The sequence below is a fragment of the Streptomyces sp. NPDC093600 genome (genome assembly GCF_044764755.1).
Lineage (GTDB): Bacteria > Actinomycetota > Actinomycetes > Streptomycetales > Streptomycetaceae > Streptomyces.
On the sequence record NZ_JBIWIU010000006.1, the window covers coordinates 240,583 to 265,941 of the forward strand.

A 25,359-nucleotide genomic window follows, 5' to 3' on the forward strand; every position below is an offset into this window, starting at 1 on the left:
GGCGGCACACTCCTCTCCCACCCCGCCGACCTCACCTCCGGCGCCTCCCGTGCCGCCGACGACGACGGGGCCGACGAGCGCCTGACTCCCCGGTGGACGCCTGGGTCCGTGATGAATGCGAGCCCGTGCGCCACCGCGTCCCAGCTTCACGCAGGATTTACGGCATTCACGGGCACCGGGCACGGCCTACGGCCCGCCGGTGTCCGTCGCGGCCGAGCGGGCGGTCGCCAGGCCGGCGAGAAACCCGGCGCCCGCTGTGACGGGGGAGAAGCTCAGCGCGTTGCCGACGGTGGCCAGGACGGCCAGACCCGTCAGCGTGGCGCCCGCCGTCAGGACCACGGCGTTCGGCCGCGGCGACCGCCACAGGCCCCAGAGCAGCCAGCCGTACGCCGCGCCCAGCAGGACCACGCCGGGCACACCTTGCTCCGCCGCCTGCTGGAGCGGCGCCGAATGCGGTGTGCCGTCGGCGGCGGACGTCTCCCTGGACGTCGGGCTGAGCGCCCCGAACCGGTCCGGCCCGGCACCCAGAAACGGGTTCTCCTCGGCCAGCGCCACCGCGTCCCGCCACAGCAGGACACGGTGGCGGGTCAGCACGTCCTCCGCGAAGACCGTAAGACCCTCGGGCAGCGCCTCCTCCGCCACCGCCCAGGAAGCACCGACGACCAGACCCGTCACCAGCGCGAGGCCGGCGAGCCCCAGACCCCGGCGCCGTGCCCGTACGGCGACGAGCGAACAGAGCAGCACGCCCAGCGCCGCCACGCACCCCACCACCGAACCCAGGGCCAGCGCCACCCCCGCCACCGCCGCCGCGAGCAGCCGCGGCAGCAGCCGCCCCACCGCCGAACCGGCCGCCGCGGCCGCGCAACAGGCGGCCCCGGCCGCCAGCACCAGCAGCGCCGCGGCCGCTCCCGCGTGCCCCGGCGGTACGGAGGCGGCAGGCGCGGCACCGGGAACCCCCGGACCGGAGGCCAGCACCAGGCCGAGCGCGGCGAGCGACGCCGTCGCCGCGGCGGCGACGGGGAGCAGCGTGCCGAAGATCCGGCCGCAGGCGTATCCGGCGGAGACCGCGAGGACGGCCAGGAGGATCCCCTCGGGGCGCGCCTCGCGCCCGGCGGCGCTGAGGAGCGCCCACACCGCGCAGGCACCGAGCACCAGCACGCCGACGACATCCGCTGTCCGGCCGCGCTCGCGCACGACTCCGCGCTCAGCCGCAGGTACAGCCATCCCCGTCGCCCCCCGATCAGCCTGGCCGACACCGTAACGGCGTGGGCTGCGTTTGTGGAGGGACAGCGCAGGAACGTCACGGCGGGAGGCGAGGAGTGCTCCCGGCCGCACCGCCGGAGAGGTCTGGACCGGACGCCGTCGGCCCGGGGACCGCGCCGTAGACTCCGCATGTGAGCACCACCATCGCGCCCGTCGACGCCTCCGGCCCCACCGCCGCCTCCGAGACGGGGGCCGGCCGCCGGTTCCGGCGCCTCGTGCGGCCGGGCGCCGCCGCCCTGTCCGGGGCCCTGCTCTTCCTGAGCTTCCCGCCCCGCCCGCTGTGGTGGCTCGCGCTGCCCGCGTTCGCACTGCTCGGCTGGACCCTGCGGGGCCGCCGCCCGCGCGCCGGATTCGCTCTGGGCCACCTCGCCGGACTCGGCTTCCTGCTGCCGCTGCTGATCTGGACCGGCGCCGAGGTCGGACGGTTCCCGTGGATCGCGCTCGCCGCGGTGGAGGCGCTCTTCGTCGCCGCCGCCGGCCTGGGCATCGCGGCCGTCTCCCGGCTGCCCGCCTGGCCGGTCTTCGCCGCGGCGGTCTGGATCCTCGCCGAGGCGGCACGCGCGCGTGTCCCGTTCGGCGGCTTCCCCTGGGGCAAGATCGCCTTCGGACAGGCCGACGGCGTCTTCCTGCCGCTCGCGGCTGTCGGCGGCACCCCCGTGCTCGGATTCGCCGTCGCGCTCTGCGGTTTCGGACTGTACGAGGTGGTCCGCCAGATCCGCGCGTACCGGACGACCGGCACCGTCCCGCGCGGCCCCCTCGCCGCGGCCGCCCTCGCCGTCCTCGTCCCGGTCACCGGCGCCGTGGCCGCGCTGCCCCTGGTCGACGACTCCGCACAGGACGGCACCGCCACCGTCGCCGCGGTGCAGGGCAACGTGCCCCGCCTCGGCCTCGACTTCAACTCCCAGCGGCGCGCCGTCCTCGACAACCACGCCAACCGCACCAAGGAGCTCGCCGCGGACGTCAGGGCGGGCGAGAAGCCCCGGCCCGACTTCGTGCTGTGGCCGGAGAACTCCTCCGACATCGACCCGCTGGCGAATCCCGACGCGCGGGCCGTCATCGACGAGGCCGTGAAGGCGATCGGCGTCCCGACCGTGATCGGCGCGGTCCTCACCCCCGACACCGGCAAACTGCGCAACACCCTCATCGAATGGGACCCTGCGGGCGGACCCGTCGCCACGTACGACAAGCGGCATGTCCAGCCCTTCGGCGAGTACATCCCGATGCGGCCCTTCGTACGCCTCTTCAACAGCAACGTCGACCGGGTCAGCCGCGACTTCGGCCCCGGCGACCAGGTCGGCGTCTTCGACCTCGCGGGGACCCGGGTGGGCCTGGCGACCTGCTACGAGGCGGCCTTCGACTGGGCCGTACGGGACACCGTCACGCACGGCGCCCAGCTCATCACCGTACCGAGCAACAACGCGACCTTCGGGCGCAGCGAGATGACCTACCAGCAGCTCGCGATGTCACGGGTGCGGGCGGTCGAGCACAGCCGCTCCGTCGTCGTCCCGGTCACCAGCGGTGTCAGCGCGATCATCATGCCGGACGGCAGGATCGTGGCGAAGTCGGCGATGTTCACCCCCGACGTGCTGGTCGAGGAGGTGCCGCTGCGCTCCTCGCTCACGCCGGCCACGCGGATGGGCACCCTGCCGGAGGCGCTCCTGGTGGCGGTCGCGGTCGCCGGTCTCGGTTGGTCCGCGATGCGTACCGTCCGCGCCCGCCGGAACTCCCCGGCCGCCGGTTCTTGATCCGTAAGGCTTTAGGGTCGGGACATGGGTACTCCTGACTTCATCCGCGACCTGCGGGCCAGCGCCGGCCACCAGTTGCTCTTCCTGCCCGGCGTGAGCGCGGTCGTCCTCGACGACCGGGGGCGGGTGCTGCTCGGCCGGCGGGCCGACAACGGCCTGTGGTCGATCATCGGCGGTATCGTCGAGCCCGGGGAGCAGCCCGCCGACTGCGCGGTGCGCGAGGTGTACGAGGAGACCGCCGTGCGATGCGAGGCCGAGCGGGTCGTGCTCGTCCAGACGCTGCGCAAGCCCGTCGTCTACCCGAACGGCGACCAGTGCCAGTTCGTGGACATCTCCTTCCGCTGCCGGGCGGTCGGCGGCGAGGCGCGGGTGAACGACGAGGAGTCGACGGATGTCGGCTGGTTCGAGGTGGACCGGCTCCCGGAGATGAAGCGGTTCTCCCACTTCCGGATCGAGCAGGCGCTCGCCGACGAACCCACATGGTTCGACACCACGCCCCAGGGCTGAAGTATGGGCTCGGCGCACATCGGTCGGGGGTGGAGCGCTTCATAAGGTGCGGAGCATGAGCGCCCCCACCCCCTCAGGTCCCGCGTCGGCCCAGGCACCGGCTCCCTCACCCCGTCCGGTACGGGCGCCGGGCCCAGGACCGGCCCCCGCGGCGAGGCCCGAGCCGGGCCCGATTCCCGAGCCGAGCGCCGGACCGGGCTTCGCGTCAGCCGCCGGTCCGAGGCCCGCGTCAGCACCCGCGGCGAGGCCCGCGCCCGGCTCGGTCACGCTCGACCTCGCGGGCCGGACCGCGCTCGTGACCGGCGCGGCCGGCGGCATCGGACGTGCCTGCGCGCTCCGGCTCGCCGCCGCCGGGGCCCGGGTCAGAGCCGTCGACCGGGCCGCCGACGGCCTGGAGGCCCTCGCCCACGAGGCCACCGGCCTGCCGGGCGCGGTCGAGCCCCGGCTCCTGGACCTCACCGACCTCGACGCCGCGGAGACCGTGGCGGCGGGCGCCGACATCCTGGTGAACAACGCCGGACTGCAACTGGTCCGGCCCATCGAGGAGTTCCCGCCGGACGTCTTCCACACCGTCCTCACCGTCATGCTGGAGGCCCCGTTCCGGCTGATCCGAGGCGCCCTGCCGCACATGTACGCCCAGGGCTGGGGCCGGATCGTCAACCTCTCCTCCGTGCACGGTCTGCGCGCCTCTCCCTTCAAGTCCGCCTATGTGGCCGCCAAACACGGTCTCGAAGGACTCTCCAAGACCGCGGCCCTCGAAGGCGCGCCCCACGGGGTCACCTCCAACTGCGTCAACCCCGGCTATGTGCGCACCCCCCTGGTCGAGCGGCAGATCGCCGACCAGGCGGCCGCCCACTCCATCCCGCCGGACCGGGTCCTGACCGAGGTGCTCCTCAAGGACTCGGCGCTCAAGCGGCTCATCGAACCGGAGGAGGTCGCGGAGGCGGTGCTCTACCTCTGCACCCCGCAGGCCTCCTTCATCACCGGCACGTCCCTGACCCTCGACGGCGGCTGGACCGCCCACTGACGTTTTCCACAGGCGGTCGTCCACAGGGCTGGTGCGACCACCCGTACGGCAGGTATCCCTGTGTCCATGTCCCAGGAACAGGTCTCCTACCTGGAGCTCCTCGCACGAGGAGCCGCGGTGGAGGCGTACGACAGGCCCGTGCTGCTCGCCCGTGCGAGCGGCGCGGGCCCGGAGGCGCTGGCCGAGCTCGAACAGGCCAAGCAGCTCGCCCTGCGCGTACGGGCCGAGCTGGAGGGGCGGCGGCGCCGCGAGGCCGAGCTCTCCGCCCTCTTCGAGACCGCCCACGACCTCGCGGGGCTGCGCGACCTCGACGCGGTGCTCCGCGCCATCGTCCAGCGCGCCCGCTCCCTGCTCGGCACCGAGGTCGCCTACCTCAGCCTCAACGACCCCGTCGCGGGCGACACGTACATGCGCGTCACCGAAGGCTCGGTGTCCGCGCGTTTCCAGCAGCTGCGGCTCGGCATGGGCGAGGGCCTCGGCGGCCTCGTCGCCCAGACCGCCCGCCCCTATGTCACCGACGACTACTTCGACGACCCGCGCTTCCAGCACACCCGCACGATCGACTCCGCGGTCGGCGACGAGGGCCTCGTCGCCATCCTCGGCGTACCGCTGACCCTCGGCAGCCAGGTCATCGGCGTGCTGTTCGCGGCGGACCGGCGCGCACGCGTCTTCGAACGGGAACAGGTCGCCCTGCTCGGCTCCTTCGCCGCCCACGCCGCCGTCGCCATCGACACGGCCAACCTGCTCGCCGAGACCCGCTCCGCCCTCGCCGAGCTCGAACGCGCCAACGACATCATCCGCGAACACAGCGGCGTCATCGAACGCGCCTCGGAGGTCCACGACCGGCTCACCGAGCTGGTCCTGCGCGGCGGCGGCGTCCTCGACGTGGCCGCCGCGGTCTCCGAAGTCCTCGGCGGCACCGTCGAGTTCATCGAGGGAGGGCGCGGCCCCGCCCCGCTCGCCGACGGCCACGCGATACGGGACGGCGACCACTGGGTGGCCGCCGTCTCGGCCGGCGGCGAGACCTTCGGCGCCCTCGTCCTGCGCGGCCAGCCCGACCTCGACCCGGTCGACCAGCGCACCCTGGAGCGGGCCGCCCTGGTGACCTCCCTGCTGCTGCTCGCCCGCCGCTCGGCGGGCGAGGCCGAACAGCGCGTACGGGGCGAGCTGCTCGACGACCTCCTCGACGCCCCCGACCGCGACCGACGTCTGCTGCGCGAGCGGGCCGCCCGCCTCCGCACCGACGTCGACGCGCCCCATGTGGTGCTCGCCGCCCGCATCGACCGGACCGAAGCCGCAGCCGGGAACGACACCGGGGTACGGGAGAGCGCGGACCGGCAGCGGCTCTGGTCGGCCGCCTCGCACCTGGCCGCCACCCGCCACGGCCTCGCCTCCGCGCGTGACGGCGGGACCGTGCTGCTCCTCCCGCTCGGCCCCGGCGAGAGCGCCGCCGAGCTGGCCCGGCAGACCGCCAAGCACCTCGGCGGTGCGCTGCGCGAGCCGGTCACGGTCGGCGCCTCCGCCCCCGTCGAGGCACCCCTCGCCCGCCCGGGCGAGGTCGTCACCGCGTACGAGGAGGCCCGCCGCTGCCTGGCCGCACTGCGTCTGCTGCACCGCGCGGGCCAGGGCGCGGCCGCCGAGGACCTGGGCTTCCTCGGTCTGCTGCTCGCCGACAGCCGGGACATCGAGGGCTTCGTCGAGCGCACGATCGGTCAGGTCCTCGCGTACGACCGGCGCCGGGGCACGGACCTGGTGCGCACCATGGAGGCGTACTTCGCGAGCGGCATGAGCCCCGCGCGCACCAAGGACGACCTCCACGTCCACGTGAACACGGTCGCCCAGCGCGTCGAACGAATAGGCCGCCTCCTCGGTCCGGACTGGCAGTCCCCGGCCAGGGCGCTGGAGATCCAACTGGCGCTGCGCCTGCACGCGATGGCGACGGCGGTCACCCTCTGACCGTTCATGGCGGATTCGAAGTGGGCGGGGCTCACGGCGGTGCGGGCGAGGAGCGGCGCAGCCGGTCGAGGCGCCGGATGACCGGTGTCGCGGCGGCACCATGGAGGACGACGGAGAGCAGGACGGTGAAGGCGACCACCGCCCAGAGTTGTCGGGCGTCGGCTTCGAAGGCTTCGCTGTGGCCGAGCGCGTAGGCGAGGTAGAACAGCGAGCCGATACCGCGGATACCGAAGAAGGCGGTGACCGATTTCTCCTTCGGTCCCGCGGCGAAGCCGATCAGGCCGAGCCATCCCGCAGCCGGTCTGACGACGAGGACGAGCAGGACGGCGACGAGGGCGCCCTGCCAGGTGAGGACGTGGAGGCCACCGGTGACGAGGAAGCCGCCGAGCAGGAAGAGCAGGCACACGGTGAGCAGCCGTTCGATCTGTTCGGTGAACTCGTGCAGTACGCGGTGGTAGCCGTGGCTGCGCTCGGCAGCACGGATGGTGCAGGCCGTCACGAACACGGCGAGGAAGCCGTAGCCGTGGAGCAGTTCGGCCGCTCCGTACGCCAGGAACGTGGCGCCCAGGGCGACGAACCCCTCCATGTGTTCCGACAGCCGCAGCGCGTTCGTCCGCGCGCGGAAGAACATCCGGCCCAGCAGACGCCCGGCCACGATCCCCACCGCCACTCCGACCACGATCTTGACCAGGACGTCGATGAGCAGCCAGCGCCCGATCCAGTCGGCCGACCACCCGTCGCCGGCCGCCGTGGCGAGTGCGAGGGCGGCCAGGACGAACGGGAAAGCGAGTCCGTCGTTCAGTCCGGCTTCGGCGGTGAGGGTGAACCGGACCTCGTCCTCGTCGTCCTCCGCATCCGTGGGTTCCCCGACCCTGACCTCCGCCGCCAGTACGGGATCGGTCGGTGCGAGCACCGCGGCGACGAGCAGGGCGAGCGCCGGCGGCCAGTCGAGCAGGAGCGCGGAGATGAGCGCCGTCCCGGCGATGGTCACAGGCAGGCTGATGCCGAGCAGGCGCCAGGGCCCCGCCCATGCGCGCCGGCCGAAGGGCCGGTTGAGAGCGAGACCGGCTCCCATCAGCGACACGATCACGCACAGTTCGGTCGCATGCTCGACCCAGATCCGGTCGCGTACCGGGTCCACCGTCGGCACGGGCAACGGAAGCGCCGCCACCATGGCGCCGGCCGCGAGGAAGACCATCGGCATGGAGAGGGGCCGCTTGAACACGAGCCTCGGTACGACGGCCGCGCCGAGGGCGCCCAGGCCCATCGCAAGGTAGACGGTGTCGGAGACGATCACCCCGCACATCCTGTCCGAAACGGCCCGCTCCATGCGTGCTGTCGGTGGGCGAGCCCGAAGGACAGGCCGCACACGGGCGAGGCGACGGTCGTGTCCGGGGTGCCGGCCGTCCCCGGCCACCGTTTGCCGGACCGGCAACAGGAGTGGCGGGACCGTGACGCGACAGGCGACGGTTGGCCGATGACCGACAACATCGCAGCGGGATCGCCCGCGTCCACCAGCCCCTCGCCTGCCGACGGATACGTCGGAGATCCCGCCGTGCGCGCGGAGTGGGACACGCGCTATGCCGATCGGCAGCAGCTGTGGAGCGGTCGGCCCAACGGCGCGCTCGTGGCCGAGGTCGCCGGACTCACTCCCGGACGGGTGCTCGACGTGGGCTGCGGCGAGGGTGCCGACGCGGTCTGGCTCGCGCGCGGCGGATGGGACGTGACCGCGCTCGAGGTGTCGGGCGTGGCGCTGGAGCGGGCGGCCGGGCACGCGCGGGACGCCGGTGTCGACATTCGCTGGGTCCACGCCACACTGACGGACGCGGCGCTTCCGCCGGCCTCCTTCGACCTGGTGGCCGCGTTGTACCCGGCGCTCCTGAGCACTCCCGACGCCACGGCGGAGCGCGCGCTGCTCTCGGCCGTCGCGGTCGGCGGTGTGCTGCTGCTCGTCCACCATGCGGGCATGGACACCATGCAGGCGCACGAGAGCGGCTTCGACCCCGCGGACTACATCTGGCCCTCGACGGTCGCGCCTCTCCTCGACGACGACTGGGTGGTGGAGGTGGATGAGCAGCGGCCACGCGTGGCAGCCGAGGGCGGCGCCGGCGCGCACCATACCGACGACCTGGTGCTGCGCGCCCGACGACTGCGCTGAGCCTCCCCTTGACCTCAACTTTGGTTCAGGTCTTAGCGTGACGTTTCAGCGAACACCGAGGGCCGCCCTGCAGGGGCTGGACCACCGCGACCGGGGAGAGAGTGACCGCGATGAACACTGCCTCAGAACGTACCGACGCCCAGCCGGCCGTGACCGTGATCGGGTTGGGCGAGATGGGCTTCGCGCTCGCCGGCGCCTTTCTGGACGGCGGTCACCCGACCACGGTGTGGAACCGTACGCCGGAGAAGGCCGCCCCCCTGGTCGCCAGGGGCGCTGAGCGGTCCGCGACCGTCCGCGACGCCGTTGCCGCGAGTCCCCTGGTGGTCGTCAGCGTGAAGGGCAATGCGACGGCCCGCGCGATTCTGGAATCGTCGGGCGACGCGCTTTCCGGTCGCTCCGTGCTCAACCTCACGGATGGGACATCGGCAGAGGCGCGAGCCGTCGCCGACTGGGTCGTGGACCAGGGCGGGCAGTATCTCCATGGGCAGATCATGACGATCGCTCCGGGCATCGGGGGAGCGGAGACCGTGGTCTTCTACGGCGGTTCCGACGCCGTGTTCGACCACTTTCATCCGACGCTCCAGCTCATCGGCGGCCGGGGAACGCTCATCTCCGCCGACGCCGGCGTGCCGGCCCTGTACGGCATGGCCGTGCACGGCACCATGTGGGGCGCGCTCAACGGATTCCTCCACGCGGCCGCTCTGCTGTCCAGCGAGGGCATTGAGGCGAAGCGGTTCCTGGACGACGCCGGCCCGTCCGTCGCCGCACTCCTGGCGTCCTTCCCGATGATCGCCGACGAGGTCGACCGTGGTGAGTACGCGACGCGATACGGAGCGCTCAAGCACCACCGCCCCTCGGTCGAGGACCTGGTCCGCGAGAGCGGGGCGCGGAACATCGACGTCGAACTCCCCGCCTACACGCTCGGCCTGGTGAACAAGGCCGTGGAGGACGGCCATGCCGATGACAGCTACGCGCGTCTGGTCGAACACTTCACGAAGCGGTGAGTGCGGGGGGACGAGGAGTCCATGGCCGGCGGACTGAGATACTCCGGCCATGGACGCTGGAGTGCTGGGGAGCGGTACGCGACCGGACACGACAGTGCCCGAACGGACCACGTCGGCGCAGGCCGCGGGCTGGGAGCTGCGTTCAGCGGTGGCGGCGGACATCGAGGCGATCGCGGAGTTGCGGGCCACGGTCATGCGCGCGGACTTGGAACGCCTCGGGCGCTACGACGAGCACCGGGTACGGCAGCGGCTGCGGGACTCCTTCTCCCCGCGTCACATGTCGATCATCATGCTCGACCGTGAACTCGCCGGATGCGTCACGGTCCGGCCCGCCGGAGACAGGCAGTGGCTGGAGCACTTCTACCTTGCTCCGCACTGCCAGGGCCGAGGGCTCGGATCCGCTGTCCTGCGCACAGTGCTGGAACGAACGGACGCGCAGGGCATGACCGTCGGCCTGAACGTCTTGCAGGGCAGTGCTGCCCGTCGACTCTACGAGCGCCACGGATTCGTCGTGGAGGCCCAGGACCCGATCGACGTCTTCATGACGCGCCCACCGGGCGCGATGGCGAGCGCTCCCGCGAAGACCTGACCTTTCAACGGTGCGAGCGCCGGTCTGCTGGTCCACCACATGCTCCACTCCACCGCCCTCGGCGGCATCGCCGGCCTCCTCGCTCAGCCTCGCCGGGCAGGACGCACCGGGGAGGGCCCGGCACGGTGGTGGCCCGCATCGCCGCACGCGGAACTATGGTGTCCCACCACGTACGCGGCTGACCTAGGTTCGGTCCACGTAAAGCACCTTGCGGCATATCCTGCGCGACATCCGCATCAAGATCGCAGCGGCCGAGCAGCGCCGGCCGCCTTGACGCAGCGGGCGGGCGAGGCGACGACATGGGGCCCTCTAGGGTGGCCTGACAGGGGCCGGTTGTTCGATGCCAGCCCGATGAGGAGGGCGTCAGGGTGTCGGAGTCGGAGCAGGGGCTGGCCGAGGGGCAGCGTGCGCACTGGCAGAAGACCTACGGCGAGCATCCCGGCATGTACGGCGAGGAGCCGTCCGGGCCGGCGGTCCATGCCGCTGCCGTCTTCCGGGCCGCCGGTGCCCGCGAGGTGCTGGAGCTGGGTGCCGGCCATGGCCGTGACGCGCTCTACTTCGCCCGCGAGGGTTTCTCCGTGATGGCCACCGACTTCAGTCCCGTGGGTCTGGAACAGCTGCGTGAGGCCGCGGTGGCCCAAAACGTGGCCGGTCGGGTCACCACGGCGGTTCACGACGTCCGCGAGCCGCTGCCACTCCCGGACGCCTCGGTGGATGCCGTGTTCGCGCACATGCTGCTCTGCATGGCGCTGTCCACCCAGGAGATCCACGCCCTGGTCGCCGAGGTGCGACGGGTGCTGCGGCCGGGCGGTTCCTTCGTCTACACCGTCCGCCACACCGGAGACGCCCACTACGAGGCCGGTACCGGGCACGGGGACGACATCTGGGAGCACGGTGGCTTCGCCGTCCACTTCTTCCCCCGCGGCTTGGTCGACGACCTCGCCAAGAGCTGGATTCTGGATGAGGTCGCCGCGTGCGAGGAAGGCAGCCTCCCCCGGCGGCTGTGGCGCGTCACGCAGACCGTCCCCCGGTGACCGCCGCTGAAGCCTCAGTGCCGTCCCATCACGTGTTTCGACCACGGACTGTTCCGACCCTGCGGTCCAGCCGGCTGTGGCATGTCGGCGTATTGGGTTGACTTGAGCACGGCGGCCTCGCCGGAAGCCTTGATGCGGGCCGATGACCGCGCTGGAAAGGGACTTTCTTCGTAGGTGGGGATCTGCGACTGGATGTTGAAGGTGATCGACCCCGCCTTCTCGAACCGCATGGTGAACTTCATGAAGTCACCGCCCCGGATGATCTCGCGCACGTCCCGCAGCACCATATGGGCCTTTCCCCGCTCCAGCTCCACAAGCTGGTTCGCAGGGAGATCCACCCCGCCCTGAAGCGCCTTGAGAAGGTGGCTCTATGCGTGTCACCTACGACGACGCCATCGCGGACCTGGCCGCAGGGCTGGTGGGTTCCGCGCTCGGTGGGCTCACGCCGGCCTTCGCCCGCCACCTGCTACGGCAGCGAGACGGTTCGAGCCCATAATGCCCCGCACATCGGGCACATGCTCACGGAAGCGATACGGATCCAGCCTTGGTTCATGCCCGCGGGAGGAACGGATGCGCGCTCTGACTGTCCGACCTATGTCCGCTGATTCTCTGGAGGTCAGGGAGGTGCCTGAGCCGCTGCCCGCCGATGGGGAGCTCTTGGTGGAGGGCCTGGCCGTCGGAGTGTGCGGTACGGACAAGGAGATCGTGGCCGGACAGTACGGCTGGGCTCCTCCGGGCCAGGAGCGGTTGGTCCTGGGTCACGAGTCCCTTGGCCGTGTCCGCCACGCCCCTTCCGGCAGTGGGTTCAAGACCGGTGATCTGGTGGCGGGTGTGGTGCGGCGCCCTGACCCCGAGCCGTGCGGGGCGTGCGCGCGGGGCGAGTTCGATATGTGCCGCAACGGCCGGTACACCGAGCGTGGCATCAAGGAGCGCGACGGGTACGGCAGCCAGTTGTGGACAGTGGAGACCGATTACGCGGTCGGAATCGACCCACGTCTGGAGGACGTGGGTGTGTTGGTGGAACCGGCCAGTGTGGTGGCGAAAGCGTGGGAACAGGTCGAGCGGGTAGGCGGCAGGTCGTGGTTCGAGCCCCGTCGTGCGCTTGTGACGGGGGCAGGGCCCATCGGTCTCCTGGCCGCGCTTCTGGGGGTGCGGCGCGGTCTGGAGGTACACGTCATGGACCGGGTCACCTCGGGCCCCAAGCCAGGCCTGGTGACCGACCTCGGAGCGGAGTATCACAGCGAGGACGTGGAACAGGTGACGGCTGCGGTTCGTCCGGACGTGGTGATCGAGGCGACCGGAGCGGGGTCTGTGGTGTTCGGTGCGATGGCGGGGACGGCCCACTACGGGGTGGTGTGCCTCACCGGTGTCTCCTCAAGGGGCCGCACTCTGACGGTCGACGCGGGGAGCGTCAACCGGGAGCTCGTCCTGGAGAACGACGCGGTGATCGGCTCTGTCAACGCCAATCTGCGCCACTACCGCGAGGGGGCCGACGCTCTTGCCAAGGCCGATCGCACCTGGCTGGAGCGCATGATCACGCGGCGCGTCGGCCTGGACCACGCCACCGAAGCCTTCAGCGCGCGGGAGGACGACATCAAGGTGGTCATCTCTCTGGGCTGAGCCCGCTTTTCTGATCGGCTCATCGTGGTTGTGGAGGGGGACAAGTGCTTGCCGGGCAGACGGAGGAAGTGGTGTACGAGATGGAAGCGCCCTTGGTCGTCGTCATGGGGGTGTCGGGCTCGGGCAAGACCACGATCGGTCAGGCTCTGGCCCTGCAACTAGGGGTGCCCTATGCGGAAGGCGACGACTTCCATCCACCCGCGAACGTGGCGAAGATGAGCGCCGGTATCCCGCTGACGGACGAGGACCGCTGGCCCTGGCTGGACGCGATTTCCGGGTGGCTCTCCACGCACCGTGACTCAGGGGGTGTCGTCGCGTGTTCGGCGCTCAAGCGGGAGTACCGGGACAAGCTGGCCTCGGTTGCCGGGAATGTGTTCTTCCTTCACCTGCACGGTGCACCCCAGCTCATCGCCGACCGCATCTCCTCCCGGCGCGGCCACTTCATGCCCGTCGAGCTGCTGCGTTCGCAGATAGAGGCATTGGAGCCGCTTGCTCCCGGCGAACGGGGCGCGCGCATTCCCATCGACGGCACGCCGGCTGAAACAACGGCTCTCGCCGTGGCCGCCGTACGCTCCGCAGACCGCTTCGAGCATTGACGTGCGGGGCAGCGGGATCGGAACGGCCGAGCAGCAGCCGCGGCAGGGCGCCAGGTGCGCATGGGATCGCGGAAGCGTCGCTGCTTGCGGCTGCGTCGAGCCGTCGGACAGCAGCTCCATGAACGCGCTCCCTGAGAGCGCCGAGCCGATGGCACGGCGCTCTCTCACCCCGGCTCTCCACGTTGGTGCCCCGGGAACGGCCGAGGTCACTCCTGCTCGGGAACCACCGCCACCGGACACTCGGAGTGGTGCAGCACCGTGTGTCCCACCAGGCCGAGCTGCGGGCCGAGACGGCCGCGACGCCGATGAGCCCCGATGACCAGGAGGTCGGCCGCCCTCGACCGGGCCACCAGCGCATGGCGTGCGGAGCCCTCGACGAGCGAGCGGTTCACGGTCACGCCGGAGTACTCCTCGGCGACGCCGGCCAATGCCTCGTCGAGGACAACCGAGGCGTGGTTCTCCTCGGCATGGGCCGGCTCCCCGGTGAGCAGCGGATGCGGCGCGGTTCTGTGCGCCGGGCGCCGCCACGCCCGAACGGCCTCGACCTCGCACCCGCGTACCGCGCCCTCCCGGAGGGCGTACCGGACCGCTGCCGGGGCCGTGGCATCGCCGACACCTACGACGACGCGCCCGTTCGCGGCTTGTCCGTTCTCGGCCCGACCCCGTACGACGACGACCGGGCAGGGGGCCCGGGCCGCCAGAGAGAGGCTCACCGAGCCGAGCAGGAGCTCCTTGATCGGGCCCCTGCCTCGTACCCCGGTCACGACGGCATGGGCGAGGTGCGCCTCGCGCAGCAGCGCCGACACGGGGTCCTCCGGCGCCAGGCCGGTGGTGATCTCCAGCTTCGGCGCGCGCTGCCGGGCGGCCTGGGCCGCCCGCTCCAGGACACTCTCGGCGAGTTCGTGCTCGGTCACCCCGTCCGCGACGGCCTCGGAGGTGTCCGCCGGGGCCGCACCCTCGTACCGCTCCCACAGCGAAGCGTGGATGATCCGCAGGGGGAGACCGTGGAGCACCGCCTCGTCCACGGCCCAGTCGACGGCGTGGAAGCCGGGCACGGAGCCGTCGACACCCACGACCAGGGGGAGCACCATGGTTCCCACCGCCTTCAGCGCGCAGGATGCTCTTTCATTCTCTCAAAGGCGAAACCTGTGGGGTGCTGCTCACCCAGCGGGTGCGGGGCGGCCCCGCCTGACCACATACATGCCCGATGAACGGACCTCACTCTCCGGATAACGGTCTGATCTCGCGCGCTGGGGCTTTGAAGATCACCGTGCGTTGTGTGATCTGCATCACTAAAGAATCCGTAAAGCGTGTGGTAGAACTGCGCAACTCCGCAGGTGGCACCACCCCTCGTCACAGCGCGGAGCGGCCGGCACGCACCGGCAGTACGACCAGGTGGTCACGGTCCGAGTCCGCGGACCGCGCGCCCAGGGTCGCCGATCGGACAACGGCGTTCGCTCAAAGCCCGCACCCTCACCGGCGCAGCCTCCCGCGCGCCGGTCCGTCCCCGACCCGGCCGCGGCCGAACGCATCAAGGCCGCCGTTCTCGTCGGCTCCCTCGTCGCCGCCTGCCTGGCGGCCCTCCTCATCAAGCGGCGCAACGGCATCTACCGCCGCCTCTACGAGGAGGAGACCCGCGACGACGACCACGACGGCATCCCCGACATCTACCAGCGCACCAGTGCCTCCGAGCGCTGAGGGCAGGGCGCGCCTTCAGGAGTGCGGTCGGTGGTCCCGGTCGTCGCCCGCGGGAGGGTGGTCGGTGTCCGTGGGGTTCGGGCGTGTCCGGTGCCGGCGCTCGTCGGCGTCGTCCTGCTGGTAGATGTCCGGGATGCCGTCCTCGTTCCGGTCGGCGGTCTCCGTCTCGTACAGGCGCCGGTATGTGTTGTTCCGTAGCCGCAGCAGCAGACAGGCGACGACGGCGGAGGCCAGGGAGCCGAGGAGGACGCCGGCCTTGATGTGCTCGAGTTCGGCCGGGTCGGGGTAGGCCAGTCCACCGATCAGCAGGGAGACGGTGAAGCCGATGCCCGCCAGCATGGCCACGGCGACGACGTCGGCCCATGCCAGGTCCTCGCTGAGTCTGGCCCGGGTGAAGCGCACGGCGAGGTAGGAGCCGCCGGCGATGCCCAGGACCTTGCCGACGGCCAAGCCGAGTGCCACGCCCAGGGGTTCAGGGCGCTCGACGACGTCGCCGATCGTGTCACCGGAGAGGGTCACGCCGGCCGCGAAGAGTGCGAAGAGCGGGACAGCCACCCCTGCGGACAGGGGACGGACCAGGTGGGCGATCCGTTCGGCCGGACGTCTGCCTCTCTCACCGTCCTTCGTCACCCGGAGCAGCAACCCCATGGCGACGCCGGCCACCGTGGCATGGACGCCGCTGGCGTGTGTCAGACCCCAGATGACGAGGGCCAGGGGGAGGTACCAGTACCAGCCGTGCACTTGCCTGCGGTCGTGCAGATGGAAGAACAGCCCGAGGCCGAGCACGGCGCCGATGAGGGCGGGAAGGTGGATCGTCGAGGTGTAGAAGACGGCGATGACGACGATGGCGCCGAGGTCGTCGACGACGGCGAGGGTGAGCAGGAAGGCGCGCAGGGCGGAGGGCAGGTGCGTGCTGATCACCGCGAGCACGCCGAGCGCGAAGGCGATGTCCGTGGCCATCGGTACGGCCCAGCCGTTCCACGTACCTCCCAGGGAGGTGGCGACGAGCCCGTAGACCAGTGCCGGCACGAGCATGCCGCTCGCCGCCGCGACCACGGGCAGGAGCGCGGTATCCCGATGCCGCAGTTCGCCGATGACCAGCTCGCGCTTGAGCTCGGCGCCGGCGACGAAGAAGAAGATGGTCAGCAGTCCGTCCGCCGTCCAGTGGGCCACGGAGAGGTTCAGGCCGAGGGCCTCGACACCGAAGTGGAAGTCCCGTATCGACTCGTACGCGTCGCTCAGGGGAGTGTTGGCCCACACCAGCGCGACGAACGCGGCTGCGAGCAGGATGGTGCCGCCGACGGTCTCCGTGCGCAGGGCGTCCGCCACGAAGGTGCGCTCGGGCAAGGGGAGCCGCCCGAGGAAGGTGCGGGCCTTTCGGTTGCTGCGGGGCATATGGCTGGTCTCTCGCTGGTCGGCGTCGACAGAGCCTCGGGCCGGGAGGTCGCCGGAGGCGGGGAGGCGCGCGGGCGTCGCGCGTGGTGGGCGGTTCGCCGATCAGGGTCGTGGTCGTGGGGTGCGCCAGGCGCCGTACGCGTGCGGCTGAGTTCGGGTGATCGTTGGACGGCTGTTCGGCGGGCTGCCAGGACGCGTAGGGCGCGAGGGTCGGTGTGTCCGCCTGTCGGCGGCGTCGAGCCGTAGTGCCCTCCGCACTGTGGGGGTGCGTGCGCCGCGGCCTCCGCGAGGGTGTCGGCATGACGCGACGCCGGAGGTGGAGCGAGTGTGCCGGAGTGACGCCTTCCGATGGACCCTTGTTGTCGTCGGGTGTCGTCTGCCGGCTGAAGAGGGCGGTGAGGATCATCCCGACCACCGCGAGTACGGCGCACACGAAGGCGGCCTTCCGACGCCAGTCGCTCGATGCCCCCTTGTCGCCGCTCCGGTGGTCACCTTCCTTTTCGGGGAATTGCTGGTTGAGAGCGTCCATGAGAGACACCAGGTCGGGGTCGTCCCGTGCGAGTCGACGCTCCATCTCCGCGAGGATGTGCCGGTCGTCCATCGAGGGGTTCATATCGGTCACCTCGTCTCATCCCTGAACGGGCCGAGGAGCGCTGTGCCCGGCGCCTGGCGGGCCATGGCGCGGCGCATGGCCTCCGGCAGCTCGACGTCCTTCACCTCGACGAGGCTGACGTTGACGCCCCACGGGTCGGTGACGTCGTCGATGATCCGCTGGAGCCGCTGGTTCATCTCGTCTCGGTTGATCAGCAGCTCGTCCAGGTCGACCTGGCCGAGGATGCTGCGCAGCGTGGTCCGGGCTATCTGCGAGCTGCCCTTGAGGTGGTCCTCGATCGCCGGGACAGAGCGGTTGGGATCGACGACGTTGCAGTACGTCACGGCGTTGACGCGTACCGTCACGCGCGCCGGCCTCCGTATCGACGCCGGGGAGCGGTTAAGGGGCACGGGGCAGGACCCCCTTCACGTCCGGGGCGCGGACCTCGCCGCACGAGCGTCGTACTCTCGCGCTACCCGCAGCTTTCCGGCGGACGCCTGCCGAGGACGACAAGGGACGGCCGTTTCGCCACAGAGTTCGTTGCCGTGGTTCGGCAAAATGGGACCATGGCAGCAGACGAGCGAGCTGACGCACCGCATGGCGCTGCGGGAGCCGCGGCAGCGGATCGCGTCCTGCCGTCGGCCGGTGTGCGGGAGGGCTGCGAGCAGCGACTCGCCGAGGTATCCCTCACCAAGGGCCGGCTGACGGAGGCGGATCTCGAGCCCTTCAAGGAACTGGCGGCCGCGGCGGCGGCCGACGGCACCGCGCTGCGGACCCTTGTCGGCGACTGTCTGGACTCCGTCAGCCGGAACTGGGGAGACCTGCCCGGCACCGACCAGGCACAGGACCGTGAAGCCCTGGAACAGGTGGTCTCCGCTCTCGTGTGGGCGGTCGGGGACATGACGGTGGCCTTGACGGAGGGGTACGAGACCGCTCACCGAGCGGCCATCCGTGGGGAGGAAGCGGCGCGGCGCGAGTTCGTCGACGACCTCCTCGAAGGCCGCACCGACCTGGGCCGGCTCGCGGAGAGAGCGGAACGCTTCGGACTCCGCCTGCTCGGCCCCCACGTCGTCACCGTCGCGCGAGCCCCGGACGGCTTCGGAGCGGGTGACGCCGCCACCCGTTACATCGAGGAGGCGCTGACCGCCCGGTTCAGCGCCCATGACGTGCTGATCACCACCAAGGACGGACTGCTGGTGTGCGTGGCCCCCGGCGCGACCGCGGAGGTCTCGCCCTTCCTCGCCGCGAAGGTGCGCGATGCGGTCGGCGACAAGCACCGCATCGCCATCAGCAGGCCCCGGCTCGGCCCCAGCGGCATCGTCCGCTCCTACCAGGAGGCACTCAGCGCCCTCGACCTCGCCGCCACACTCGGACTGAGCGCCCAGGTGGTGTCCGCCTCGGACGTTCTGGTCTTCCAGGTACTGGGAAGGGACCGCGCGGCCATCACCGACCTGGTCGCCACGGTGCTCGGCGGGCTGGCAGGCGCCCGCGGTGGGCCGCAGACTCTCCTCGACACCCTGAGCGCCTACTTCGCCAGCGGCTGCCTCAACACCACCACGGCCCGGCTGCTCGGGCTGAGCGTACGAGCCGTCAGCTACCGGCTCCGTCGCATCCGCGAGCTCACCGGCCACGACCCCACCGACCCCGAACAGCGCTATGTGCTGCAGACCGCCGCCCTCGGCGCCCGCCTCCTGGGCTGGCCGTCCACTCCGCTCCAGCCCGCCGACTGACCTCTTCCCAGATCACCGATGCAGGACCTCCGCCGCGGCGAAGAGCACGACGGCCAGAGGCAGAGACCGCCAGACGAACGCCACGCCCGTCAGACGGCCTGCTCGACCCTGGGGCCGCAGGTCGGAGTGGCGGGCGAGCACCGTCAAGGTGTCCGCCGCGTTCCTCCCGCGGTTGGAACGACGCAGCAGGCGGCTTGCCCATGGCGGCAAGAACGAACCCGCCAGGGACTCCGTCCCGGGCCCGACAAACCCGAGGAACCCGTCGCGGCGAAGCTCGACGTGACTGATCATCAGCCACGGCATGCATCGCACCGCCCAGAACCTGCGAACGTGCACCCCCTTTTGGTCGGCGACGATGCGCCACATGCCCAGACGGCAGCACACCCACGCGGCGACCACCGAGGACCACGCGGCGAAGAACGACACACTGGGCTGTGGTTCGGCCAGGACGCCGCCCACCGGACGGTCGACGAACGCGACGAACGCGACACACCAGCCCACGGCGGTGACCCGGCCCGGTAGGCCCGCACGCCAGACGATCGGCGCCGCAGGCGCTTCCACGCGGGCCGCCGACTCACGCTCCACCTACCGGCCTCCCTGCATGACGGTCGACCAGTTGGCCGCCCGACGGCGGTGCGATCGGTCGCAGCGCGTCGCCCCGACGATGAGTCCGTGTCCGGCGACAACGCACATGGGTACCAGCACCATGCGCACGAGCTCCGCGGCGTCGGCTCCGATTCCGGAGAGCGCGGTGACCGGCGGAACGAGCAAGCCGACGTACAGAACGAACGCCGCGATCCCTTTCACCCTGAGCATCGCGCTCATCGCCGCCGGTCAACCCTGTTGTCGTCGTCCTTGTCCGGGATCCCGGCGAGGTCGTCCACGTCGAAGAGCCGGGCGATCGGTACATCGGTGCTGCTGTGGGCGACGATCGAGAACGCGATGCAGACGGCGATGAGGGTGTACGCCTGCTCGCCCTGCGGAATACCGGCCTGGAGCACGAGCAGCCCATAGACGACCGAAGCGAACCCCTTCGGCCCGAACCAGGCGGCGACGAGCTTCTCGCGACGGTCGAACCTCGTGCCGATGAGGGAGAGCAGGAGCGATGCGGGCCGAATGAGCACGATCGCCACGAACACGGCCACGTACCCGCCGAAGGAGAGATCTCCGAAGAGCTGCGGGGTCAGCAACGCGCCGAAGACCAGCAGGGCGGCGAACTTCGCCAACTCCGCCAGCGCCTCGCCGAGCGGCTCGAACGCCGCCTTGGCCTCCGGCGACACGGCGACGATCACCGCGCCCGCGGAGAACGCCGCGAGGTAGGGGTTGGCGTGCGTGAGGTGGCACAGGGCGTACAGGAGGATCCCCGTGGCCAGCGGCAGCAGCGGTTGCAGCTTCGGCTCGGCACCCAGCAGGCGGAAGCGTACGAGTCCGTTGACGAGCAGGGGAAGCAGCACACCGAAGACGAGCCCGAGCCCCAGCTCCAGTCCGATCATCCCGAGAGACGACTGGGCGTGGCCGCTGGTGGGACCGGCGGCGGCGATGAGGATCAGGACGACCGGGAGCGCGAGCCCGTCGTTGATGCCGCTCTCCACGTTCAGCAGTTGCCGCAGTTTCGCGGGCACCTGCTTGCGGTTCACGATGGCGGAGGCGAACACCGGGTCCGTGGGCGCCAGGACGGCACCGACGAGGAAGGACGTCGTCCAGTCCAGGCCGACGAGGTAGTGGGTGACCAGCGCCATGCCCACGAAGGCCAGCGGCATCCCGAGACCCAGGGCCCGCGCCGGGTTCTTCCAGTGGGCGCGCAACGTGGGGAACGACACGTGCATGCCGTCGGTGAACAGCACGGCGAACAGCGCCAAGTCGGCGGTGACGGCGACGATCTCGCTGTCCGGGGTGATGTGGATCAGACCCAGGAAGCCGTCACTGACGAGCGCGCCGCCGACGAGGAAGAGGAAGGAGGTGGACAGCACGGTCCGGGCCGCGATCCTGGACTGCGCGTTCCAGTGGGCCGCAACCGGCGGCCGCCTCGGCGGCAACCTCTGGAACCGCCTCACGGTCCTGGCCGAAGAGGCCCGCCGCGCTTGGAACACCCCCGACCGCGGCATCTGGGAAGTACGAACGGCAGGCAGACCCTTCACCTACTCCGCCGCCATGTGCCAAGTGGCCCTCGACCGGGCCGCCCGGCTCGCCCGCCGACTGGACATGCCCGGTGACGCGGATAGTTGGGCCACGGAGGCCGAGCGGCTGACCGAGCACATCCTGCGCGAAGCATGGGACGAAGACGCAGGAGCCCTCACCGAGCACCTCGGCCCCGGAGGCGGCCTGGACGCCTCGCTGCTGGCGCTCCCGCTGCGGCGCGTGGTCCCGGCGGACCACCCACGCATGGTCGCCACCAGCGGGGCCGTGGCGACGAGGCTCGGCGCCGGCGGGGGCCTGCTCCACCGATACCTTCCGGAACAGTCACCAGACGGACTGGCACAGCCCGAGGGCGCCTTCGTCCTGTGCAGCTTCTGGATGGTGGACAACCTGGCGGGTCAAGGCCGCACTGATGAAGCCGCGGAGCTCTTCGACACGCTGTGCTCATACGCGAGTCCCCTCGGTCTGCTCGCGGAGGAGATAGACCCGGCCACCGGAGAGTTCCTCGGCAACTTCCCGCAAGCGCTCAGCCACGTCGGTCTCGTGTCGAGCGCGGTCGTGCTCGGCCGAGTCCAGCGCGGTGTCCGGCCGGAACTGTCCACTCGAGCGTGCTTCTCCTGACCGGGCAACGGGAGCGAGCGCCGCAGGACTCCGCCGGGTGAGGGGAGGCCAGGACCAGACCTGGGTATGGCCCTGGTCGGTGGCGTATGCGTGGAAAATCTCTTCCTGCCCTCCATGACATCGAGCACGGCAATCGGGTCGGCGCCCACTCCGGAGACCGCTGCTCTCCCGTTCGGTGACGAAGCGTCCGGTTTCGCGCCCGCTCTTTGGTGTTACGCGTACAACGTGGCCACCGCCACGTCCGTACATCACCGCATCCTGGAGGAACCCATGGCCACTGCCGTGAAGGACATGCTCGACACGTACCCCGCCGACCTTGGCGGCGTGGATCGCGAGAAACTGGCACGCTGCATCGAGGAATGCGTCGCCTGTGCTCAGACATGTACGGCCTGCGCCGACGCCTGCATGTCGGAAGAGATGGTGAACGAGCTGACAAAGTGCATGCGCACGAACGCCGACTGCGCCGACATCTGCAACGCCACCGCCGCCGTGCTGTCCCGGCACACCGGCTACAACGCCGATATCACCCGCGCGATCCTTCAGGCCTGCGCCACCGCATGTAAGGCGTGCGCCGACGAGTGCGCGGGCCACGCGGACCAGCACGACCACTGCCGCGTGTGCGCTGAAGCGTGCCGTCGCTGCGAGCGAGCCTGCAACGACCTGCTCACCTCCCTCGGCTGACAGAAGCCGGGACCGCGCCTCACCGGTGAGCTCGCCCCGGCCGATCGCCTGCGAGGCGCCGGCCACGGACCGCTCGGCCGCCCGATATGCGCCGGCAGCGAGTGGACATGACGCCTGCCGCCCCACCCGACAGGGCGTGCTGACCGATTCGGTGGGGTGAACCGATGCGGCTGGACCCGCTTCTGACCACAGTGGGAGCGCTCGCGCTTCTGCTATCCGCGGTCTCCGCCTACATGCGGAGACTGCCGTTGTCGGGGCCTTTGGTGGCTCTCCTGACGGGCGTTGTGCTGGGGCCGGCCGTCTTGGACGTACTGCGTCTTCCTGTGTTGCCGGAAGGCCACTTGGGTCCATGAACTGTGCCGCGTGCTGCTGGCCGTCTCCGTGATGGCGGTGGCCCTGCGTTACCCCATCCGCGACGTGCGATCGAACGTGAAACCGGTCGCCTTGCTCCTGGCTGTGGCCATGCCGTTCATGGCTCTGAGTACGGCTGGGGTAGCGGCCGTCACTCTGGGGGTGGGTCTCGGTGTCGCGGCACTGCTCGGTGCGGCCCTGTGCCCGACCGACCCTGTCCTGGCCTCGAGCGTGGTGACCGGTGATCTCGCCGAGCAGTCGGTTCCCGCGCGAACTCGACAGATTCTGTCGCTGGAGTCGGGCGGTAATGACGGGTTGGCGGTGCCACTGGTCATCGCGGCTCTGGCGATCGCCGGACCGTTGACCGGCAGCCAGGCGCTCGGTGAGGCCCTGTGGCAGGTCTGTGTCGCGGTAGGAGTCGGGGCGGCCCTGGGGTGGGTCGCCGGCAAGGCCGCTCGCATCGGAGAGAGGAGCGGAGCCATGGAGCCTGGACCGCTGCTGGTCTTCACGCTTCTCCTCGCCCTCCTCGTGCTGGGGGCCGCCGGGTGGCTGGGCGCAGGCGCTGTTCTGGCCGTCTTCGTCAGCGGTCTGACGTTCAACGCGACCAGCTCCGTCGGTGAAAGGATGAAGGATGCCGAGACGGACGAGGCGGTCAACCGCTTCGCCGTGCTGCCGCTGTTCGTGATTTTCGGCGCCATGCTGCCATGGGAGCACTGGTGGCGTATGGGCTGGCAGGGGCTGCTGTTCCTGATCGGCGTACTGCTCCTGCGCAGGCTTCCCGTGCTGCTGCTCCTGAAGCGGCCCCTCGCCCTGCGCTGGAGGGACGCGGTCTTCCTCGGCTGGTTCGGACCTGTCGGCGTATCGGCACTGCTGTACCTCACCCTGGAGGTGCACAGGCTCACCCTGGACCCGCGGCTGCTCGCCGCCGGGGCCCTCGCCGTAGCGGGAAGCACACTCGCGCATGGCCTGACATCCTCGCCCGGCCCCTACATGTAGCGCAGGGCGGCCGCGCGACGGAAACAGGGCGGCGGCGCCTAGCCTCAACGGATCACTTCGCCTCCCCGCCGGCCGACGAGCCCCCCTCCACCGCGACGTTGCCTTCGCCGAACCGAAGTCGGACGGTGGCTCAGCGGCGGCGGCCGCCACGTCGGAATCGCAGCGCGAAGTAAGTGAGGGCGCAGACGAAGACGACCACACCGATGACGAGCAGATAGAACAGCCCTTCGACGACGACTCCGATGAGGCCCAGGACCACTGCGGCGAGGACCAGGAACAGGAACAGGGCCATAAGGATCATCCTCCGACATCCGAAGGCACCCACCTTGCCACTACATGACTGTTATTTCCCAGTATGCGACTTCAGTAAGCGAGGCCTGGAGCGTTCCGCGCCCGCCGCGTCTGAACCTGACACCCCTATGGGTGGCGCCTTCCAGCCACCCCTGCCGGCCGGTCGCGGGCCCGGCATGGTGGCGCCCCGCATCGGCGTCCGCGGAACTATGGTGTCCCACCACATACGCGGCTGACCTGGGCGTTTCTACGGTATGGCGACACGAACACGTCCCCGTCACCCCGCTCGGAAGTGGTGCACATGGCCGCCGCGACAACCGCTCCCACACCCCCGGTTCCCTGAAGCGCATCGTCGCCGCCAGCCTCATCGGCAGCACCATCGAGTGGTACGACAACGCATTCGGCGGGGGCTAGGTCGTGCGTCTCTTCTGCCTGTAACTAACGGGCGACGAGCAGCACCGAACCAGCACGGGAAAGGGGAGGTGCCGGTCCGGGCCGGAGAACGGGCCGAGGGAGGAACTGGCGCGAGAGGCAACAGCGGTGTTCTCCGTCGAAATCAGCAGCGGGGACTCCTGCTCCCCCTGCGGGGCGGTGTAACCGCGCGCGGGTCGCGTGTCGTCATGCCCCTACTCGTCGAGGCCAGTGGACGCGGACCCCTTTGCGACGACATCAGGCTACTCGCAGTCCAGGGAGGCAGGGCAGGCTGCACGGCGGCTTCCGGCACAGCTCTCCTCCGGCGTGCTTGAGATGCGGCCCGTGGCCGGGGCGCGGACATTGGAGGTAGTGCCTGCTCGTCCGGTGGGCGTTCAACGAAGGAGCACGCCATGACTGATCAGCGGGGTCCGGCCTCTCAGAGCCGGTCGGTACGTGACTCGGGGAACGGGCGGGCGTTCGCCACAGGGCTGATGGTGCTCGCCGCGGTACTGATGATCCTCGGCGGGATCATGGCCATCCTCCAGGGCATCGCCGCGATCGCCAATGACGACGTCTTCGTGAACACCCGTGATTACGTCTTCGAGTTCGATCTCACCGTATGGGGCTGGATTCATCTCATCCTGGGCCTCATCACCTCGCTGGCCGGGGTCGCGTTGCTGAAGGGTTCCACTTGGGCGCGGATCGTCGGTGTCGCGCTGGCCTCTTTGCTGGTGGTCGCGAACTTCATGTGGCTGCCCTACCACCCGCTGTGGGCGCTGGCGCTCATCGCGGTCGACGTGCTGGTCATCTGGGCGCTGTGCACGGCTCCCCGCTCACCGGTGGACTGATCGGCCAGATCGGTCTGCCGACCGTGCCGGCAGCGAACGGGCAGAGCGTCAGCCCTGGTGTCCCAAGCCGGTTCTTCGCTTCAGAGGGTCGCGCCGGGGCGTGAATC

The 25,359-nt window shown here is 70.8% G+C and carries 25 protein-coding genes and 2 pseudogenes; 16 read left to right on the top strand and 11 right to left on the bottom strand.

The window, feature by feature from the left end; all coding sequences use genetic code 11:
- Positions 1-186: 186 nt before the first annotated feature.
- The gene (locus ACIRB4_RS17675; RefSeq protein WP_403292184.1) at positions 187-1,224 is read right to left on the bottom strand and encodes an O-antigen ligase family protein; all 1,038 of its coding nucleotides are present in this window, start codon (positions 1,222-1,224) and stop codon (positions 187-189) included.
- A 170-nt stretch (positions 1,225-1,394) separates the two neighbouring features.
- On the opposite strand from ACIRB4_RS17675, the gene lnt reads away from it, so the two are divergent.
- The 4 genes from lnt (at position 1,395) to ACIRB4_RS17695 (ending at position 6,498) form a co-directional block, all read left to right on the top strand.
- Entirely contained in the window at positions 1,395-3,008 is a 1,614-nt protein-coding gene (gene lnt, locus ACIRB4_RS17680; protein ID WP_403292185.1) for an apolipoprotein N-acyltransferase, read from the top strand.
- A 24-nt stretch (positions 3,009-3,032) separates the two neighbouring features.
- Positions 3,033-3,515 carry an NUDIX hydrolase gene (locus ACIRB4_RS17685; protein ID WP_403292187.1) on the top strand — a complete coding sequence of 161 codons (483 nt, stop codon included), beginning with the start codon at positions 3,033-3,035 and terminating at the stop codon, positions 3,513-3,515.
- A gap of 55 nt (positions 3,516-3,570) precedes the next feature.
- Positions 3,571-4,542, top strand: a complete 972-nt coding sequence (locus tag ACIRB4_RS17690; RefSeq protein WP_403292188.1) for a 3-hydroxybutyrate dehydrogenase — start codon at positions 3,571-3,573, stop codon at positions 4,540-4,542.
- A 66-nt stretch (positions 4,543-4,608) separates the two neighbouring features.
- Complete coding sequence (locus ACIRB4_RS17695; RefSeq protein ID WP_403292190.1) at positions 4,609-6,498, top strand: helix-turn-helix domain-containing protein; 1,890 nt, start codon at positions 4,609-4,611, stop codon at positions 6,496-6,498.
- A 31-nt stretch (positions 6,499-6,529) separates the two neighbouring features.
- Here ACIRB4_RS17695 and ACIRB4_RS17700 read toward each other — a convergent pair whose 3' ends face one another.
- A complete protein-coding gene (locus ACIRB4_RS17700; RefSeq protein WP_403292418.1) occupies positions 6,530-7,765 on the bottom strand; it encodes a cation:proton antiporter in 1,236 nt (411 codons plus the stop codon).
- Between the two features lie 210 nt (positions 7,766-7,975).
- On the opposite strand from ACIRB4_RS17700, the gene ACIRB4_RS17705 reads away from it, so the two are divergent.
- From ACIRB4_RS17705 to ACIRB4_RS17720, 4 genes are all read left to right on the top strand, one after another.
- Entirely contained in the window at positions 7,976-8,656 is a 681-nt protein-coding gene (locus ACIRB4_RS17705) for a class I SAM-dependent methyltransferase (protein WP_403292192.1), read from the top strand.
- A gap of 110 nt (positions 8,657-8,766) precedes the next feature.
- Positions 8,767-9,660 carry an NAD(P)-dependent oxidoreductase gene (locus ACIRB4_RS17710; RefSeq protein ID WP_403292194.1) on the top strand — a complete coding sequence of 298 codons (894 nt, stop codon included), beginning with the start codon at positions 8,767-8,769 and terminating at the stop codon, positions 9,658-9,660.
- Positions 9,661-9,709: 49 nt separating this feature from the next.
- Positions 9,710-10,249 carry a GNAT family N-acetyltransferase gene (locus ACIRB4_RS17715; protein ID WP_403292195.1) on the top strand — a complete coding sequence of 180 codons (540 nt, stop codon included), beginning with the start codon at positions 9,710-9,712 and terminating at the stop codon, positions 10,247-10,249.
- Between the two features lie 368 nt (positions 10,250-10,617).
- Positions 10,618-11,283 carry a class I SAM-dependent methyltransferase gene (locus tag ACIRB4_RS17720; protein WP_403292197.1) on the top strand — a complete coding sequence of 222 codons (666 nt, stop codon included), beginning with the start codon at positions 10,618-10,620 and terminating at the stop codon, positions 11,281-11,283.
- Positions 11,284-11,297: 14 nt separating this feature from the next.
- Here ACIRB4_RS17720 and ACIRB4_RS17725 read toward each other — a convergent pair whose 3' ends face one another.
- Positions 11,298-11,621, bottom strand: a complete 324-nt coding sequence (locus ACIRB4_RS17725) for a hypothetical protein (protein WP_403292198.1) — start codon at positions 11,619-11,621, stop codon at positions 11,298-11,300.
- A gap of 232 nt (positions 11,622-11,853) precedes the next feature.
- On the opposite strand from ACIRB4_RS17725, the gene ACIRB4_RS17730 reads away from it, so the two are divergent.
- On the top strand, positions 11,854-12,903 hold the full coding sequence (locus tag ACIRB4_RS17730; protein WP_403292200.1) for a glucose 1-dehydrogenase: 1,050 nt from the start codon (positions 11,854-11,856) through the stop codon (positions 12,901-12,903).
- 80 nt (positions 12,904-12,983) lie between these two features.
- Positions 12,984-13,499, top strand: coding sequence for a gluconokinase (locus ACIRB4_RS17735; protein ID WP_403292420.1), 516 nt, complete (start codon positions 12,984-12,986; stop codon positions 13,497-13,499).
- Between the two features lie 206 nt (positions 13,500-13,705).
- Here the strand turns inward: ACIRB4_RS17735 and ACIRB4_RS17740 are convergent, their stop codons facing one another.
- Positions 13,706-14,590, bottom strand: a complete 885-nt coding sequence (locus ACIRB4_RS17740) for a universal stress protein (RefSeq protein WP_403292202.1) — start codon at positions 14,588-14,590, stop codon at positions 13,706-13,708.
- 418 nt (positions 14,591-15,008) lie between these two features.
- On the opposite strand from ACIRB4_RS17740, the pseudogene nhaA (ACIRB4_RS17745) reads away from it, so the two are divergent.
- Positions 15,009-15,197, top strand: a pseudogene (gene nhaA / locus ACIRB4_RS17745) (Na(+)/H(+) antiporter NhaA); the annotation flags it as partial.
- Positions 15,198-15,212: 15 nt separating this feature from the next.
- Here nhaA (ACIRB4_RS17745) and nhaA (ACIRB4_RS17750) read toward each other — a convergent pair.
- The 3 genes and pseudogenes from nhaA (ACIRB4_RS17750) to ACIRB4_RS17760 all read right to left on the bottom strand — a co-directional run bounded on the left by nhaA (ACIRB4_RS17750) (position 15,213) and on the right by ACIRB4_RS17760 (position 17,549).
- Positions 15,213-16,592 carry a Na+/H+ antiporter NhaA gene (nhaA, locus tag ACIRB4_RS17750; protein ID WP_403292204.1) on the bottom strand — a complete coding sequence of 460 codons (1,380 nt, stop codon included), beginning with the start codon at positions 16,590-16,592 and terminating at the stop codon, positions 15,213-15,215.
- A 406-nt stretch (positions 16,593-16,998) separates the two neighbouring features.
- Positions 16,999-17,205: pseudogene (locus ACIRB4_RS17755) on the bottom strand (DUF3040 domain-containing protein); the annotation flags it as partial.
- 5 nt (positions 17,206-17,210) lie between these two features.
- Complete coding sequence (locus tag ACIRB4_RS17760) at positions 17,211-17,549, bottom strand: SPFH domain-containing protein (RefSeq protein ID WP_403292206.1); 339 nt, start codon at positions 17,547-17,549, stop codon at positions 17,211-17,213.
- Between the two features lie 201 nt (positions 17,550-17,750).
- Between ACIRB4_RS17760 and ACIRB4_RS17765 the strand changes: the two genes are divergently transcribed.
- On the top strand, positions 17,751-18,914 hold the full coding sequence (locus ACIRB4_RS17765) for a PucR family transcriptional regulator (RefSeq protein ID WP_403292208.1): 1,164 nt from the start codon (positions 17,751-17,753) through the stop codon (positions 18,912-18,914).
- A gap of 12 nt (positions 18,915-18,926) precedes the next feature.
- Here the strand turns inward: ACIRB4_RS17765 and ACIRB4_RS17770 are convergent, their stop codons facing one another.
- Genes ACIRB4_RS17770 through ACIRB4_RS17780 form a run of 3 tightly spaced genes read right to left on the bottom strand, consistent with a single transcriptional unit; the run spans position 18,927 to position 20,884 of the window.
- Positions 18,927-19,499 carry a hypothetical protein gene (locus ACIRB4_RS17770; protein ID WP_403292210.1) on the bottom strand — a complete coding sequence of 191 codons (573 nt, stop codon included), beginning with the start codon at positions 19,497-19,499 and terminating at the stop codon, positions 18,927-18,929.
- Complete coding sequence (locus tag ACIRB4_RS17775; protein ID WP_403292211.1) at positions 19,500-19,739, bottom strand: hypothetical protein; 240 nt, start codon at positions 19,737-19,739, stop codon at positions 19,500-19,502. It abuts the gene before it with no gap.
- A complete protein-coding gene (locus ACIRB4_RS17780) occupies positions 19,736-20,884 on the bottom strand; it encodes a cation:proton antiporter (protein WP_403292213.1) in 1,149 nt (382 codons plus the stop codon). Before ACIRB4_RS17780 ends, ACIRB4_RS17775 begins: the two co-directional genes overlap by 4 nt.
- On the opposite strand from ACIRB4_RS17780, the gene ACIRB4_RS17785 reads away from it, so the two are divergent.
- From ACIRB4_RS17785 to ACIRB4_RS17795, 3 genes are all read left to right on the top strand, one after another.
- Positions 20,874-21,671: a glycoside hydrolase family 15 protein gene (locus tag ACIRB4_RS17785; protein WP_403292214.1), complete on the top strand. Its 798-nt coding sequence runs from the start codon at positions 20,874-20,876 to the stop codon at positions 21,669-21,671. The two genes, ACIRB4_RS17780 and ACIRB4_RS17785, sit on opposite strands and share 11 nt — an antisense overlap.
- Before the next feature lie 270 nt (positions 21,672-21,941).
- Positions 21,942-22,352: a four-helix bundle copper-binding protein gene (locus tag ACIRB4_RS17790; RefSeq protein WP_403292216.1), complete on the top strand. Its 411-nt coding sequence runs from the start codon at positions 21,942-21,944 to the stop codon at positions 22,350-22,352.
- A 282-nt stretch (positions 22,353-22,634) separates the two neighbouring features.
- The gene (locus ACIRB4_RS17795) at positions 22,635-23,699 is read left to right on the top strand and encodes a cation:proton antiporter (RefSeq protein ID WP_403292217.1); all 1,065 of its coding nucleotides are present in this window, start codon (positions 22,635-22,637) and stop codon (positions 23,697-23,699) included.
- A gap of 130 nt (positions 23,700-23,829) precedes the next feature.
- On the opposite strand, the gene ACIRB4_RS17800 is transcribed toward ACIRB4_RS17795, so the two are convergent.
- Entirely contained in the window at positions 23,830-23,991 is a 162-nt protein-coding gene (locus ACIRB4_RS17800) for a hypothetical protein (protein ID WP_403292219.1), read from the bottom strand.
- Between the two features lie 823 nt (positions 23,992-24,814).
- On the opposite strand from ACIRB4_RS17800, the gene ACIRB4_RS17805 reads away from it, so the two are divergent.
- A complete protein-coding gene (locus ACIRB4_RS17805; protein ID WP_403292220.1) occupies positions 24,815-25,252 on the top strand; it encodes a hypothetical protein in 438 nt (145 codons plus the stop codon).
- Positions 25,253-25,359: the final 107 nt, after the last annotated feature.

What these genes read in the sequence shown, in the direction of transcription:
- ACIRB4_RS17675 (WP_403292184.1), bottom strand. Translation starts at nt 1,224, where the DNA reads ATGGCTGTACCTGCGGCTGAGCGCGGAGTCGTGCGCGAGCGCGGCCGG.
- ACIRB4_RS17685 (WP_403292187.1), top strand. Translation starts at nt 3,033, where the DNA reads ATGGGTACTCCTGACTTCATCCGCGACCTGCGGGCCAGCGCCGGCCAC.
- ACIRB4_RS17690 (WP_403292188.1), top strand. Translation starts at nt 3,571, where the DNA reads ATGAGCGCCCCCACCCCCTCAGGTCCCGCGTCGGCCCAGGCACCGGCT.
- ACIRB4_RS17695 (WP_403292190.1), top strand. Translation starts at nt 4,609, where the DNA reads ATGTCCCAGGAACAGGTCTCCTACCTGGAGCTCCTCGCACGAGGAGCC.
- ACIRB4_RS17700 (WP_403292418.1), bottom strand. Translation starts at nt 7,765, where the DNA reads ATGGGCCTGGGCGCCCTCGGCGCGGCCGTCGTACCGAGGCTCGTGTTC.
- ACIRB4_RS17705 (WP_403292192.1), top strand. Translation starts at nt 7,976, where the DNA reads ATGACCGACAACATCGCAGCGGGATCGCCCGCGTCCACCAGCCCCTCG.
- ACIRB4_RS17710 (WP_403292194.1), top strand. Translation starts at nt 8,767, where the DNA reads ATGAACACTGCCTCAGAACGTACCGACGCCCAGCCGGCCGTGACCGTG.
- ACIRB4_RS17715 (WP_403292195.1), top strand. Translation starts at nt 9,710, where the DNA reads ATGGACGCTGGAGTGCTGGGGAGCGGTACGCGACCGGACACGACAGTG.
- ACIRB4_RS17730 (WP_403292200.1), top strand. Translation starts at nt 11,854, where the DNA reads ATGCGCGCTCTGACTGTCCGACCTATGTCCGCTGATTCTCTGGAGGTC.
- ACIRB4_RS17735 (WP_403292420.1), top strand. Translation starts at nt 12,984, where the DNA reads ATGGAAGCGCCCTTGGTCGTCGTCATGGGGGTGTCGGGCTCGGGCAAG.
- ACIRB4_RS17740 (WP_403292202.1), bottom strand. Translation starts at nt 14,590, where the DNA reads ATGGTGCTCCCCCTGGTCGTGGGTGTCGACGGCTCCGTGCCCGGCTTC.
- nhaA (WP_403292204.1), bottom strand. Translation starts at nt 16,592, where the DNA reads ATGCCCCGCAGCAACCGAAAGGCCCGCACCTTCCTCGGGCGGCTCCCC.
- ACIRB4_RS17765 (WP_403292208.1), top strand. Translation starts at nt 17,751, where the DNA reads ATGGCAGCAGACGAGCGAGCTGACGCACCGCATGGCGCTGCGGGAGCC.
- ACIRB4_RS17775 (WP_403292211.1), bottom strand. Translation starts at nt 19,739, where the DNA reads ATGAGCGCGATGCTCAGGGTGAAAGGGATCGCGGCGTTCGTTCTGTAC.
- ACIRB4_RS17790 (WP_403292216.1), top strand. Translation starts at nt 21,942, where the DNA reads ATGGCCACTGCCGTGAAGGACATGCTCGACACGTACCCCGCCGACCTT.
- ACIRB4_RS17800 (WP_403292219.1), bottom strand. Translation starts at nt 23,991, where the DNA reads ATGGCCCTGTTCCTGTTCCTGGTCCTCGCCGCAGTGGTCCTGGGCCTC.
- ACIRB4_RS17805 (WP_403292220.1), top strand. Translation starts at nt 24,815, where the DNA reads ATGACTGATCAGCGGGGTCCGGCCTCTCAGAGCCGGTCGGTACGTGAC.